The following is a 14,093-nucleotide window of genomic DNA, read 5'->3' on the forward strand; positions in this document are numbered from 1 at the left end:
TCTCTGGCTTTCAGGTTCTTCCATGAACCACGTCGGCCGCGGCCCCTTGTGTGCGTGGGATCAGGGGCCCGCCGCAATGGCTTCCAGGCGCTGCTGAAGCGCTGCGGATCTGGGATGACTCGCCGCCCTTCGAATGATGATGTCCGCGGGCCCAACGGCCTTGCCGTAGTAGAGTTGATTCCAGTCATTGCGAACCTTGATCACGGCTCCTTCCAGAGACAAGCCGGCATAGAGACCCTTGGCCCTGGAAAAGGACAAAATATCTGCACTGAGGTTGTGAGGCGTGGATCCTTCCATGCTCATGCCCACGGGCCCTACGGCAACCGCGGCATCGCCGCCTAACTTAAAAGTGGATGAATAGAAGGCTTTGACGCCGCGTTCGGTGCGGACCATCAGAATCACTTCGGCGGCACTGGCGCCGATTTGCAACCCGACACTGCCCCCTCCTAAAGTGTAGAACACCGGCTCGCTCCACCGGCCTGATTGCGGATCACGGGCCAGAAAAACGCCCGAGCCGCCGGACCCTCCGATAATGAATCCCCCTTTGAGAAACTGAGGAATAATGAGCACGCCTCGAGCATACTTTAGGTAGTTTTTCAGCCAGGAGAAGTTTGGATCGGAAGTCATACGGTCCAGAGTCACCCGTGCCCGCTCCACGAGGGCTTCTGGAGCGCTCATGGCCAGACTTTCCGAGACCACCGAAACATTCAGCCAGACGGCCGCCATCATGGCCACAATCAGGATCGTAAGTGTTCTTTTCATTCCAACCTCCCAAAAAGCGGGATTCCGTGTCCGTTCGTTAGCGAATCGGGGCGGTTCTTTTCCAGCACCCCCTATGTCCATTCATGGGGTGCCTTTTTATGCCATGAGCCGCCAAGGGCTCCAAGCTTTTTCACCGAAAGTTCTAATCGTTGAAGCGAACACCGTAGGTCTTTCACACCTTGTCAGAAAACACGGTTCGACAATCTGCGAGAATCTTGCATTTCCCAGGCTCTTTCGTTAGGATGATGTGCAACTGTCAAATCCATCTCATTCTGTTGTGAGCGGCAGCCAAGGATCAAAGGAGGCGCCCCATGAACGAACTGCTCGCCCCGGGTGGCAGTCTTGAAATGGTGGAAGGTGTGTTGCGAAGCGGAGCTGATGCGGTCTATGTGGGTTCAAAAGGTTTCAGTCGGCGCAAGTGCGCTTGGGAACTGGAAGATTCCCAAATTCGAGAAGCCATCGAGGTGGCCAAATCTTTTGGCGGTAAAATTCGAGTCGCCTTGAACGCCGAAATTCCCGAAGACAGGCGTATGCTTGCCTTGAAAAAGATCGCCAAGTATGCCGCATGGGGTGCCGAAGGTGTCATCGTCAAGACCCCGGCAGTCATGGAGATGGTGTCAGAAAATTTTCCTCAGCTGGTGATTCATGCCAGTGTGGGCTGCAACATTCAAACACGTTCTCAGATCGCTCAGTATAAAGCATACGGCGTGCACCAGATCGTGGCCAGCACGGAAATTAACACTGTGGAAAAACTGCGCCGATTCAAGGCCGAAGCCGATGCGGAAGGTCTGGGCACGGAAGTCCTCATTCACGGCAATCGCTGTGTGGGCGGCGTGGGCAACTGCAGCTTTCATGAGCTCATTAGCGACTCCTATATTAAAAAGATCTACTACGATGAAGACGGCAATGAAATCGTGGAATACGAAGGCTGGCCCGATCGAAGCGGCAGCTGTTTTCGGCTGTGCCTTTTGACCGACGAACAGAGGGAAAAGGTGCTCAAGAAACGCGGCCGAAGTGACCAGGAAATTCAAAGCATCAACGAGCGCATTCGCCGTCACCCCAACGTGGCTTTTGCCATCAACGGCAAGGAGCTGTGGGACTACATGGACCTAGGCCTCACCACCCTCAAGGTTCAAGGCCGAGAATACGCCGTGAGCCTGATCTGCCGCATGATCGCCCTATACCGCGCCATGATCGATGCCCATCGCACCGGAAAACCGCACAACGACCCACATCTTCTTCCATTGCAGGAAGAACTGGACGCCATCGCCCTGGACCGAGACCGAGCCCGCATGGAAAAGACACGAGAACTCCATCGAAACATCAAAGGCCTTTACGCTTGAGAACTTGTTACGAGCAGGGCCTTTTATCGCCTTTTTTGAAGCCCGCACGCAAGGGCAGCGTATCGCGGAGCACTGTGAAAGCACCCGGCGCCATGGGGCGCTTCGACACACCGAAGCGATGAGGCCACCTGCCAACAATAGCCCTGGCCGTCCTGATGGAGCGCCCCTTTGGTCCTGCCGTGCTCGTGCCTCCAAAGGCGCCGGGCCTGCTCGCCGTGTCCACATCACCTCTGACTTCGCCCCACAGAGATCGTCAATTCATTGACACCATGGCGTCCCCCACTTTTTGCCAAAATCCTGACATTTTTGTTCCGATGAACGAAAGGAAACCGGTAGGAGCTGGTTCGAGCCGGCACAGCGTCACGCAATCTTTCCATCCTTTTGCGGAAGAAAACCCCACTGAAGCTGCGAAACCCTTTCATGTGATCGTGCTGCGCGCGGCACGGTGAAATACTTTGATTTTTCACTCAGCCCGCCGGACTTTTTCCGCCTTTTCTGCACTTCAAACACCCGCGCTCATCCAAAAAGCGCCGTCAAAGCCCGCTGCCCAGGGCACGGCGCTTGACCGCGCCACCTACGACCCGCCTTGTGTTTGCTTCGCCTCTCATGAAGCCATGGCACCTTATCTCGCTGGTATGCCCGTTGCTAAATTCAGGTACGGGACGTTCCATGATAAATGGCGAATCGCTCTGATACGTCAATCAGAGCTTTCGTGCGTTCGTCGCCGGTGTGTTCCTCACGTGTTTGCGAGCATGCGCTTAGGAAGGGGCCCTTGAGAGGACAGATCCTCATGAGACAACAGACGTTGTGCGCCATGATTTTTCTTTTCTTGTTGATCCTTGGCGTTCCGGCGTGGAGTGCCACCGTTGTGCATGGCGTTCGTATCGGGCTTCATCCGACACACACGCGACTTGTGCTGGACTGTCAGGGGGATCGCTCTTTGAGGGTGGAGCGCCAATCGCCCCAAGAATGGGTTGTGACCTTTGATAGCATAGAAACGCCTCAAGGGAAAAACAGGCTTTCGCCGCAGCCTCGAGGGCGAATTCAAAAACTTCAGTGGGTTTCCAAAGGCTCGTCCGCTTTTTTGAAGGTTTTTCTTAAGGCTCCGCACACCGAAGCCAAAATTTTTACCCTGGAGGACTCTCTTCGACCGCCTGACGGCTATCGCCTGGTGATCGACTTTGGATTGCCCGGCGTGTCTTCTTGGGCCTGGGAACAAAACAAAACGTCACAGCCCCAGGAAGCCTTGAAAACGGAAAAGGCTGAAGGACCTTTGCCCATCCTTGAATCATCGTCTACGGCTCAGAATGGCGCGTCGATAGCCCGCACGAGCTCAAGCGCCGCACCGGCATCCTCGAGCCCTCAACCCATAACGGGCGCACCCTCGGCGCGAATCACCCGTCCCATTGAGCCTCAATCCCTTTACGACATGGCAGACTTGGTCTACGAGGAACTTCGAAGCGGCCTGCCCCAGACGGCGGAAGAGATTGTGGCCGCCTATCAGAGAGCGCTTCACACCGACCCCCAGAATCCTCGGCGGGCTTCCGCCTTGCTGCGCTTGGCACAGACTCTGGATGGGGCCGGAGATGTCAAAAAATCGGAACGCTTCTACCAGCGGATCATCGACGAGCATCCTCAGGATTACGCCGCAGCCTTGGCGTGGCTTCGCCTGGGAGAAATCCAGGCGAGCCGGGGCAATGTCCTCGAAGCCCTCAAAGCTTATCACGAGGCGGAAAGATTTTCATTGACAACCCCCGAACTCCTTCGAGTGCGATGGGGTTTGGCGCAGGTGTACCTGCAATCCGGCAAGGCGGCCGAAGCCCTGAATCTGCTCAAACGCCTGCTCGAAGAGCAGCCGGAAGCTTACATGGAAAAACCGGAAATCTATCGAACTCTTGGTGAGGCCGCCTTTGCCCAAAAGGAATGGGCCGCCAGTCGGTCCTATCTCATGCACTACATCAATTTGGTTTCCGACATTCCAGACAAGGATATTGTGCTGGCCCGCATCGCTGAAAGTTATCTTTATGAAGGCAACCGCACGCAGGCGGAGAAGCTCTATGCTTACATTCAAGTCCATTACCCCGATTCCGAAGGGGACCTCATCGGTCGGCTACGCAAAGCCGAATATTACGAAACGCAAGGCCCTGAGCTGCAGCAAGAAGCCTTCAAAATCTACAAAGACCTTGAACTTCAACAGATCTCTGCGCCATTGAAACACTTTGTCCAGTTCAAGCTGGCCTATGGAGACTTCGTGGAGGGGCGCCATGAAAAAAGTCTGGAACGCATCAATGCTGTCCTCAAACCGGCGGAAAAGGCGCCTGTCTACGATGACCTTCGCGTTCTTCGCCGCAAGGTTTTGCAGGCCCTTGTGAAAAAGCGTTTTGAAGCGGCAGATGCCAAGGGCGTACTGTCTTTGTATGCGGAAGATCCCTTTGCGTTTCAAGAGGGGGAAGGGTTGGAGGCGCTGGCGTGTGTGGCCGAGGCCTATGAATCGCTGGGCTTCTATGCGGAAGCCATGGCCCTTTACGAGAATCTCGTCCACAAAGATCCCAAGCCGAAATGGCAACTGGCCGTCGCCCGCATGGCCTACGAGATGGAAAATCTGGAAAAAGCCCAAACCTTGTGCCTTGCCCTGAGTGATCCCAGCGTTGTGGACGCCAAGGAAAAGCTCTTGGTCCGCATCGCCTTTGCTCGAAAAGACTTCTCGACCGTCATTCAGGTCGGCAAATCTATTGCCAAGCGCCACGGTGGCGTGGCCCAATCCCCGCCTGAGGTGGCGGCCATGGTCGCTCTTAGCTTGTTTGAGATGGGAAAGGATGAGGCGGCTATAACGTGGGCTGAACCCTGCTTTGGCAACTCGGATTGGCAGGATTCTTCACTGCTGGTGGCCCTGAGCCTAAAGGCGAGTCGTTACAAGCAGAAAAACCGTATGTACGATCAAGCTCTTCAGTTGCTTGACCAAGGGATAGATAAGGTCCACTCAGAGGATCTGCGCAACCAACTGCTCTATGAAAAGGCATCGCTCTTACTCGAACAAGACAGGCGGGAAGAAGCTGAAAAAGTCCTGACCACGCTTTTGCAATCGTCGAAAGAGTTGTGGAAAACCGCAGCAAAACAGAAACTCGATTACCTTCAGCTGCGCCCATGGAATTCCTGGATCCCGGAAAAGGACACGAACGCGTCATGATTCTCCACGACATGGACGACTTGATCACGTAAGAGGAACGCTCAAAACGATGCACGTCGCCTTGTTAGAAAGCCAGCCCACTCTCGGGGAATCACTGCGCACCGTCGTGGAAAATCTGGGGCACCGGTGCACCACGGTGCGGACCCTTTCCCACGCCTTGACTCTTGTGGAGAAAGATCCACCCCACGTGGCTTTTGTCACCCTGAACGGCCCACGGAAGGAATCTCTACATTTTCTTGAAAAAGTTCAGGCCCTGAACGATCCTTTTCCCATCATCGTGCTCAGCCCTCAGCCTTGCTTGGAAGACGCCGTGCAGGCCATGCAGCGGGGCGCTCAAGATTTTTGGGTGCTTCCGGTGGACCAGGAGCGGTTGCGCCAAACCCTTCTGTGGCTTGAAGAGCGCCGCAAAGCGGACGGTCTTGGGGAAAGAGCGCCGTCGGCGGCTCCCGGTGACGAAATTGTCACCCGAAATCCTGCCATGTTGAATTTGAAGAGAATCGCCCTGAAGGTGGCCGCCAGCAATGCCACGGTTTTCATTCAGGGGGAAAGCGGGACGGGCAAGGAACTTTTCGCCCGCTTTATCCACCGCAACAGTCGCCGAGCGCGTGGCCCGTTTTTGGCGGTCAATTGCGCCGCGCTTCCCGAAAACCTCTTGGAAAGCGAACTGTTTGGCTACGAAAAAGGGGCCTTTACGGGAGCCAACCGCCAGAGAAAAGGAAAATTTGAACTGGCCCATCAGGGAACGCTTCTTCTGGATGAAATCACAGAGATTCCCGTCCATCTTCAAGCCAAACTGCTGCGCGTTCTTCAAGAAGGGGAAATCGACCGGCTGGGGGGACGCTACCCCGTGCCCGTCGACGTCCGTGTCCTCAGCACCACGAACGTGGATGTGGCCGCCGCCGTTAGAGAACAACGCTTTCGCAAAGACCTTTACTACCGCCTGAACGTCATTCCACTGAAGATTCCTCCATTGCGCGAACGCTTAGACGATATTCCCGTCTTGGTTGATCACTTCTTGCATCGGTTTCAAAAGACCCTTGGTGCCTCCACGGTCAAGGTTTCACCGCAGACCCTGAAAAAACTTCAAAGCTACCCGTGGCCCGGCAACGTTCGAGAACTGGAAAACGTTTTGCAAAGGGCCGTGCTGCTTGCCGAAAAACCTGTCCTGGACCCCGAAGACCTGGAATTCGACCCCGTGGAAACCCACCACAACGCCCCGCTACCCCTCATGAGCCTTGAGGAAATGGAGCGGCGCATGATTCAAAAAGCCCTGACCAAGACCGACGGCAACCGCACGCGAGCCGCGGAAATTCTGGGCATCAGCGTCCGCACACTTCGAAACAAACTTCACGAATACGCCAAAGACTTCTCCGACAGGACGTGACACGCCCAGCCATTTTATTGACACTCTTACGGGGCCGGAAGATCGTCACTGTGGTGGCGCATCCTCCTGACCAGCCGGCTATGGACTCGGCGGCATGCTTGCGCCACGGGTTGATGAGCTTTTTTTATTTTCGATAAGGGTCCAGTCCCATGACTTTCAAGGGGTGGCCTTTGCCCGTCGCCCCAGGTGTGGACCACGAGGACGCGATCCCTTCGACGGGATAGGTCTTTGGAACCCCTTTCAACAAAGCCCTTTCTTCGTCGCTTCAGTAAGGGCGCAGGCGCTTTGGGGATTGTCGTGTCTGGTACGCACCTTGCTTACTTGGTGAGTGAGCGTTTTGGGGCAAATATAAAAGGAGGACGTTGCATGGCACAAGGACATCCCATTGATCGTACGGTGAGCCTCATGCAGGATCGGCTCAACCTGAACGCCCTCACCCAAAAGGTGGTGGCGGCCAACCTGGCGAACATCAACACGCCTCGGTATGTGGCCAAGCGCCTTTCCTTTGAAGACATGCTCAAGGAATCACTGGAAGAGAATGCCCTCTCCCTGGTGAAAACCTCCGCCGGGCATCGGGATCCCACGTCGGTGGAAGAGATCATGAGGGAACCCGAAATGGTGGAAGTAGGACCTGTGGATCTGGACGCCGAAATGGTGCTTTTGGCCCATAACAGTGTCGAATACCAGTTCATTTTGACCATGCTCAACAAAAAATTCAGTCTGTTACGCACGGCGATTGAAGGAGGCCGTTGATGGATTTTGAAACCGCCATGAGAATCAGCGCTTCGGGGCTTCGCGCGCATCGAGCGTGGATCAATACGCTGTCGGCCAATTTGGCCAACATTAACACAACGCGAACGCCTGAAGGCACCCCTTACTTGCGCCGAACCCTCATCTTTGAGAGTGTCCCTTCGGACGAAAGCTTTGAAGCCGCCTTGCGGGAGGCCGTGGAAGGGGAACTGGACCGCGTGGAGGTGTCGGCTGTGGTTCCCGATGGACGGGACTTCAATTTGGTCTATGACCCCAACCATCCGGATGCCGACGCCGATGGCATGGTCCGGTTGCCCAACATCAATCCGGTGGAAGAAATGGCCAACATGCTTAACGCCGCCCGTTCTTATGAAGCCAACCTGGCAGCCCTCAATACGGCCAAGACCTTGGCCCTTCGGGCTTTGGAACTGGGTCGCTGAGGCCCTTTAGGAGGCCGAGTTCATGCGTATCGAACAAACTTGGAGCCCGATCAGAAACCCTCAAGAGCCGCTCCACGGCAAGGCCGCATCGGGGCAAGGGCCTTCCTTTGTGGAAGAACTTAAGGCCGCCGTTCATAGAACCAACGAGCTGCAAAACCAAGCTGAAAAGGCCATGATAGATGGCGCGCTTCGCGGCGCGAAAAACATTCACGAAACCATGATCGCACTACAAGAAGCCGAGATCGGTCTCAAGATGCTGGTGCGGTTTCGGGACAAGGCTCTGGAAGCTTATCAGGAAATCATGCGGATGCAGTTCTAGTCGCCGGACAAGGAGGCCTGTGATCCATGGATAGACTTCGGCTCCTTTTCGCCCAAGCGCGCCAAAGCTTTACAAGCCTTTCTTTACCTCAGAAGATCCTTTCCATTGGTTCCGTTGTGCTTCTTGCGGCAAGTCTGGTGTACCTGGCCTACTCCATCAATCGGGTGGACTATGTGCCTTTGATCTCCGATCTCTCCGAAACGGATCTGGCCTCCATCGTCAATGTGCTTAAAGAAAAAAAGATCACCTACAAGCTCACAGGATCCAACGCCGTATCGGTCCCCAGGGAAAAGCTCTACGAAACTCGCCTACTTTTGGCCTCACAAGGGCTGCCTCGAGGATCCGGAATGGGTTTTGAGATCTTCGACCAGCAGCGCTTAGGTAGCACAGAATTTGTGCAGCAGATCAATTATCAGAGAGCACTTCAAGGGGAGTTGGGCCGAACCATTGCCCAGATGGAGGAAGTTCAGGAGTGCCGGGTGCATTTGACTCTACCGGAGGAAGCACTTTTCAAGGAAGACCAGAAGCCGGCTCGAGCCTCCGTCTTTTTGAAGCTCAAACCGGGAGCCAAGCTGGGCGTCAAACAGTTGCACGCCGTAGCCCATTTGGTCTCCAGCGCCGTTAAAGGACTTGACCCAGAAAACGTCACCATTATGAGCACCGACGGCAAGGTGTTTTTTCGCAAGGAGGGATCCTCGGACGATCAGTTCATGAGCCCCACGCAACTGGAGATTAAGAACCGGCTAGAAGACGACCTGCGAACCAAGGTGGAAAGCATGTTGGCCCGCGTGGTGGGGGCAGACAAAGTCACGGCGCAGGTTTCCGTCGAGCTGGATTTCAGCCGCCTGGAGATGGCTGAAGACATCTATGATCCAGACAGTGCCGTGGTGCGCAGTCAGCAAAGAGTCCTAGAAAACTCACAGGGTGCGGCGTCGAAGGCGCGAGGTAATCCGGACGCCCCCATCAACATTGAAGGCAGGTTATTGCAAACCGATAACACGCAGCCCAAAAGCTTCAGCAGGCAAAAAGAAACGGTAAACTACGAGATCAATCGCGTGAGCCGTCAAATTCTGCGCGCTCCAGGGACCATTAAGAAGCTTTCGGTGGCCGTCATCGTGGACGGCCCCTACCAGACACAGCCGGGGCCAAACGGAGGTACGGAAAGGGTTTTCGTGGGCCGAAGTCCTCAAGAGCTGAGGACTTTGGAGGATCTCGTGAAAAAGGCCGTGGGATTTGACGACGCTCGAGGTGACCAGGTGAGCGTTTCCAACGTGGCTTTTGCGGTGGAATCTGAAAGCTTCGCCTCGGTTCCCATGGAGAACAAATATCTTGCGTTCCTGAGAAAACACCAGCAGCTTCTTTTCAACGTGCTGTTGACCGTGCTGGTTTTTGTCTTTGTCGTTCGCCCCTTTATGAAGCGCTTTCAAAGAATGGGACAAGAAGAAGAGAGTGCCGAAACACCCCCCGCCCTTCCGGAAGGGGCTTCAGAAGAACTGATCGAAGGGCCACGCGCTCTACCCCTACGCGATCAGGTAACAGCTTTGATTCAGGAAAATCCCCTGCAGGCCGCGCAGGTCATTCGAGCCTGGATGCGAGAGGAGGGCTAAGCCATGGCCAAGTTGACAGGAATGCAGAAAGCGGCGGTCGTGCTTCTGGCCCTCGGCGAGGCCGGCTCAGCTCCAATACTCAGGAACCTGACACCTCAGGAAATCCAAAAGCTCGGATTGCACATGGCCCGAATGGACGATGTGGACAAGGAAACCGTGGACGCACTGCTTAAGGACTTCCTGCAACACATGGAAAAAGAACCCGCGGTTCAAATTCCAGGAAACGTGCTACTCAAAAAGCTTTTGCCAGCCGTCTTGCCACCGGAAGAAGCCGGAGCGGTGCTGAGTAAGATTGAAGAAGAAAACCAAAAAGTGCCCTTCAAGAACCTTCAGGATGTGGATAGTCGCGTTCTGGCCAATTTCATTCGCAATGAACATCCGCAGACCATCTCGGTTATTCTGGTGCACCTGGATCACGAAAAGGCCAGCGAAGTGTTGTCGCTTCTTCCGGAAAATCTGCAATTTGAAGTGATTAATCGCATCGCCACGCTGGAAACGGTTCCGCCGGATTTATTGCGCGAAGTGGACGAGGTGCTGGAAAAGGAACTGCTGTCCATGGCCGATGAAGGCTACAAGGTGGTGGGCGGCGTGCAAACCGTGGCGGAACTACTCAACCGCTGTGATCGCCGCACCAGCGACGGCATCCTTCAAGCTCTAGAAGACTACGACGCGGAACTGGCCGACAGTGTTCGTAACCTCATGTTTGTCTTCGATGATCTCGTGAACGTCAATGACCAGGGCATTCGAGAGCTGCTCAAAGAGATCACCAACGAAGACCTCACCCTGGCCCTCAAGACGGCCTCAGATGAAGTCAAGAACAAGATTTTCAAGAACCTGTCTCAGCGTGCGGCCCAAATGCTCATGGAAGATATGGAAGTCATGGGACCGGTGCGGCTCAGCGACGTGGAAGCGGCGCAGCGTAACATCCTCAATGTGGCCCGAAAACTGGAAAAAGAGGGCCGGCTCATCCTAGCCAGAGGAGACGGCGGCGATGCCCTCGTTTAAGGTGCTCAAGGGAACCGACCGTGCCGGCGTGTCCCGTTTTGCCTTTGAACCCCTTGACCCCAAATCTCTGCAGGAAGGGGGATCAAGGTCTTCCGAAGGCTCGGTGCCTTCGAAAGAGTCCATGGAAGTTTCAGGCCACAATCCATTGGATGATCTGGAAGAATTGGTGCGACAACGCTTACTCGAAGCCGAAAGGCGCGCCGAAGAACTGGAAAGGGAAGCCTATCAAAAGGGGTATGAACAGGGACAAAAGGACGGTTACGCCTTTGGAGCCAGCGGCATCGAAAAAATCCGTGAACGGTTAAACTCTCTGGCCGCCTCTCTGGAGCAAATTCCCCAGCAGGTGCTCCACGAGTACCGCGACTGGCTCATTGAAGCGGCCCTGACCCTGAGCCGGCATCTGTTGACGGAGGCTGTTTCCATCAATCCCACGGTTTTGGAAAGCCTGGTCGATCACATTCTTGAGCACATGGATCGATCCCATGCCATCACCATCGTCCTTCACCCTAACGACCGAGATCTTCTACAGAAACACGGCGTGCTAGAACGATGGCTGTCGCCTCCGCCAAAAGGTCAGGCAAGCCTTCAAGTGACGGTCGATCCCAGCATTCAGCGAGGCGGCTGCCGCTTCGAAAGTGCGATGCAGGACATCGATGCACTGGTGGAAACCCGCTTAAGAAACCTTCGGGAGATTCTCTTCAGCCATGCCCTCTGAGAACGCAGCCTCCGTCCAACACCACGATAAACTCGGCCTTTACGATGTGCTCTCCCGTGTCTCTCAAGCGCCGCGCTGGACAACCTACGGCAAAGTGTCCGCCGTGGTGGGAAACCTCATCGAGGTCGTGGGACTGGAAGCCACAGTGGGGGACATCTGCCGCATCTTTCCCAAAGACAACGCCGAGCCCGTGGTGGCCGAAACCGTGGGCTTTGTGGGACGACGCCTTAAGTTGAGCCCTCTCTCTCCCCTTCGAAATCTGGCCCCGGGAGATCGCGTGGCCCTGGACGCCAGGTCCTCTTCTTGCCTCGTCTCGTTTCAGCTGCTGGGCCGTGTCATCGACGGCATGGCCCAACCTTTGGATGGTGCCGGCCCCATTGTGGACGGCGTGCCTTATCTTCTGCGCCCCAGCACCCCCAATCCCCTCAGTCGTCCCATCATCTCGCAACAATTGGATGTGGGCATTCGCGCCATCAACGCCTTGCTGCCCATCGGCAAAGGACAACGCATGGGCATTTTTGCCGGATCGGGTGTGGGGAAAAGCACCCTGCTGGGGATGATGGCCCGCTACACGTCGGCCCCTGTCAACGTCATCGCGCTCATTGGGGAACGGGGCCGCGAAGTCAATGAATTTCTAGACTCGGAACTGGGCGAGGAGGGACGGCGTCGTTCCGTGGTGGTCGTGGCCACATCGGATCAGCCGGCCACTCTAAGAGTTCGTGCGGCGTATGTGGCCTGCGCCGTGGCGGAATTCTTTCGAGATCAGGGAATGGATGTTCTTCTTATGATGGATTCCGTGACACGGTTTGCCATGGCTGCTCGGGAAATCGGCCTGGCCGCAGGAGAACCGCCGGCCACCAAAGGGTATCCTCCAAGCGTCTTCGGCCTACTGCCTCAGCTTCTGGAGCGAGCAGGAAGCTTTGACACGGCCTCTATCACGGGAATCTACACGGTGCTCGTGGAAGGAGACGACCTGGATGATCCCATCGCCGACACCGTGCGCTCCATTCTCGATGGCCACATCGTGCTGGACCGCGATCTGGCGCACCGTCGCCACTACCCGGCCATCGATCCCTTAAAGAGCGTTAGTCGTTTGACGGATCGCATACTGAATCCCGAAATCAAGAATCTGGCCAGGCGGTTTATTGAGATTCTGGCAGACTACAAGCGCAGTGAAGACATGATTCAAATCGGCGCATATGTGCGAGGGAGCCATCCGCCCACGGACTATGCCATTCAAATGATAGACAAGCTAAACGATTTTCTTAAACAACCCGTCGAAGAACGCTGCACCATAGAGGAGGCGCATCAAACCTTGCAGGCCCTTTTTGAACCACAGTAGGAAAAAGCGCCGTGGCTTTCGTTTATCGATTTTTCAAATTTCTGGAACACCGCCGGTTGCAGCGTCGCGAAGCCCAGGTGGCCCTGGCGCGGGCCGTAGAGCAAGCATTCCGTGTGGACCGACTTCTGGCCGACACGGAAAAAGCTCTCGAAAATTGTCGACAACGCTGGGAACAGCGCACCTCGGAAGGACTGCCTGTGGGAGAACATCTGGCTTTTGAACGCTACCTCGCAGAGCTGGAACAGCGATTGCAAGAACTAAAAAAAGCCAGGGAACATGCCTGGCTAGTTGTTCAAGAAAAGCAAAAGCGGCTCATGGAACAGGACCAAGAGGTGAAAAAACTGGAGCGCCTGCAAGAGGTCGATTATGATAGGTATCGAAGGGATCAAAAGAAACGCGAACAAAAGGAACTCGATGAATACGGCACACGGCTCGATCTCGACCCCTTCGTGCGGGACCTCCTCTAACCCTTCAAACCACGTGGATTGCTCCCGTAAGGACCGCGAAAAACGTTCCTTCATGAAAGTCGCTTTGGGGCTTCTGGTGCTTGTGGCCGCCGGCAAAATGGTCGTCACGGCGGTTCGTCTATTTCCCGACAATTTTATCAACTTCGCGGGCGCTTCCCAGACCATTAGTGTTTCGGAAGTGCATGCCCAGCAACCTCCCGGCGCCACCTCTCCACCGCCCGTTTCTGCATCGACCGCTGCAGGCTCTGAAGCGACAGGGATGGATGGAGATGATAATCTCGTGACTCCTGAGACGTGGGCAGCCCTTCGAGAACAAAAGAAGATTCTGGAAATCAAAGAAATGGAGCTCAGAGAAAGGGAAGCGCGTCTTCGAGAAATGGAACAGGAAATCGAAAACCGCTTGAAAGAACTTATTGCCGTTCAAGACAAAATCAAGCAAGCTCAGAAAGAAATTCAAGCCTTTCGAGAAGAACGGGAACAAGCTCGAAACGCTCAAGTTCAAGCGCTGGCTAGAATCTATGGCAACATGAAGCCAAAAGACGCCAGCCAGCTTTTGGAAACCCTGGATGAACCCCTTGCGGTCAAGGTCATTGGCCTCATGAGCCCGGATCAGGTGGCCAAGATTTTATCCTCCATGGACAAAAAGAAAGCCGCCAAGCTCTCCCGGGCCCTGACCGGACGCTGACGGAAGGCCATGGCAACTTTGCTCTGCCAACAGCCCCAAAGCGCAATTTCTTTTCTTACGCAAAGCAACCCGCCGGTCGAAAAAGAA

At 55.2% G+C, this 14,093-nt stretch carries 13 protein-coding genes; 12 read left to right on the forward strand and 1 reads right to left on the reverse strand.

Annotated features, from left to right (window positions below; translation table 11 throughout):
* Window positions 1-60 precede the first annotated feature (60 nt).
* On the reverse strand, window positions 61-762 hold the full coding sequence (locus tag EDC27_RS05275) for a lipid-binding SYLF domain-containing protein (protein WP_170161608.1): 702 nt from the start codon (window positions 760-762) through the stop codon (window positions 61-63).
* A gap of 311 nt (window positions 763-1,073) precedes the next feature.
* Here EDC27_RS05275 and EDC27_RS05280 point away from each other — a divergent pair, with 311 nt between their 5' ends.
* The 12 genes from EDC27_RS05280 to EDC27_RS05340 all read left to right on the forward strand — a co-directional run bounded on the left by EDC27_RS05280 (window position 1,074) and on the right by EDC27_RS05340 (window position 14,006).
* Window positions 1,074-2,105 (forward strand): peptidase U32 family protein, encoded by a 1,032-nt coding sequence (locus tag EDC27_RS05280; protein ID WP_123289548.1) that lies wholly within the window; start codon window positions 1,074-1,076, stop codon window positions 2,103-2,105.
* Between the two features lie 790 nt (window positions 2,106-2,895).
* Window positions 2,896-5,292 (forward strand): tetratricopeptide repeat protein, encoded by a 2,397-nt coding sequence (locus EDC27_RS05290; RefSeq protein WP_170161609.1) that lies wholly within the window; start codon window positions 2,896-2,898, stop codon window positions 5,290-5,292.
* A 49-nt stretch (window positions 5,293-5,341) separates the two neighbouring features.
* Entirely contained in the window at window positions 5,342-6,676 is a 1,335-nt protein-coding gene (locus EDC27_RS05295) for a sigma-54-dependent transcriptional regulator (protein ID WP_123289551.1), read from the forward strand.
* 366 nt (window positions 6,677-7,042) lie between these two features.
* Window positions 7,043-7,429: a flagellar basal body rod protein FlgB gene (gene flgB, locus EDC27_RS05300; protein ID WP_123289552.1), complete on the forward strand. Its 387-nt coding sequence runs from the start codon at window positions 7,043-7,045 to the stop codon at window positions 7,427-7,429.
* Window positions 7,429-7,866 (forward strand): flagellar basal body rod protein FlgC, encoded by a 438-nt coding sequence (gene flgC / locus EDC27_RS05305; RefSeq protein ID WP_123289553.1) that lies wholly within the window; start codon window positions 7,429-7,431, stop codon window positions 7,864-7,866. The genes flgB and flgC overlap by 1 nt, the downstream gene beginning before the upstream one ends.
* Before the next feature lie 22 nt (window positions 7,867-7,888).
* Window positions 7,889-8,185, forward strand: coding sequence for a flagellar hook-basal body complex protein FliE (fliE, locus tag EDC27_RS05310; protein WP_123289554.1), 297 nt, complete (start codon window positions 7,889-7,891; stop codon window positions 8,183-8,185).
* A gap of 26 nt (window positions 8,186-8,211) precedes the next feature.
* Window positions 8,212-9,792 (forward strand): flagellar basal-body MS-ring/collar protein FliF, encoded by a 1,581-nt coding sequence (gene fliF, locus EDC27_RS05315; protein ID WP_123289555.1) that lies wholly within the window; start codon window positions 8,212-8,214, stop codon window positions 9,790-9,792.
* A gap of 3 nt (window positions 9,793-9,795) precedes the next feature.
* On the forward strand, window positions 9,796-10,797 hold the full coding sequence (fliG, locus tag EDC27_RS05320) for a flagellar motor switch protein FliG (RefSeq protein WP_123289556.1): 1,002 nt from the start codon (window positions 9,796-9,798) through the stop codon (window positions 10,795-10,797).
* Window positions 10,784-11,512 (forward strand): FliH/SctL family protein, encoded by a 729-nt coding sequence (locus EDC27_RS05325; protein WP_123289557.1) that lies wholly within the window; start codon window positions 10,784-10,786, stop codon window positions 11,510-11,512. The genes fliG and EDC27_RS05325 overlap by 14 nt, the downstream gene beginning before the upstream one ends.
* Window positions 11,502-12,854, forward strand: coding sequence for a FliI/YscN family ATPase (locus EDC27_RS05330; RefSeq protein ID WP_123289558.1), 1,353 nt, complete (start codon window positions 11,502-11,504; stop codon window positions 12,852-12,854). Before EDC27_RS05325 ends, EDC27_RS05330 begins: the two co-directional genes overlap by 11 nt.
* 11 nt (window positions 12,855-12,865) lie before the next feature.
* A complete protein-coding gene (fliJ, locus tag EDC27_RS05335) occupies window positions 12,866-13,321 on the forward strand; it encodes a flagellar export protein FliJ (RefSeq protein ID WP_123289559.1) in 456 nt (151 codons plus the stop codon).
* Window positions 13,322-13,373: 52 nt separating this feature from the next.
* On the forward strand, window positions 13,374-14,006 hold the full coding sequence (locus tag EDC27_RS05340) for a MotE family protein (protein ID WP_170161610.1): 633 nt from the start codon (window positions 13,374-13,376) through the stop codon (window positions 14,004-14,006).
* Window positions 14,007-14,093: the final 87 nt, after the last annotated feature.

It is taken from the genome of Desulfosoma caldarium (genome assembly GCF_003751385.1).
Classification (GTDB): domain Bacteria; phylum Desulfobacterota; class Syntrophobacteria; order Syntrophobacterales; family DSM-9756; genus Desulfosoma; species Desulfosoma caldarium.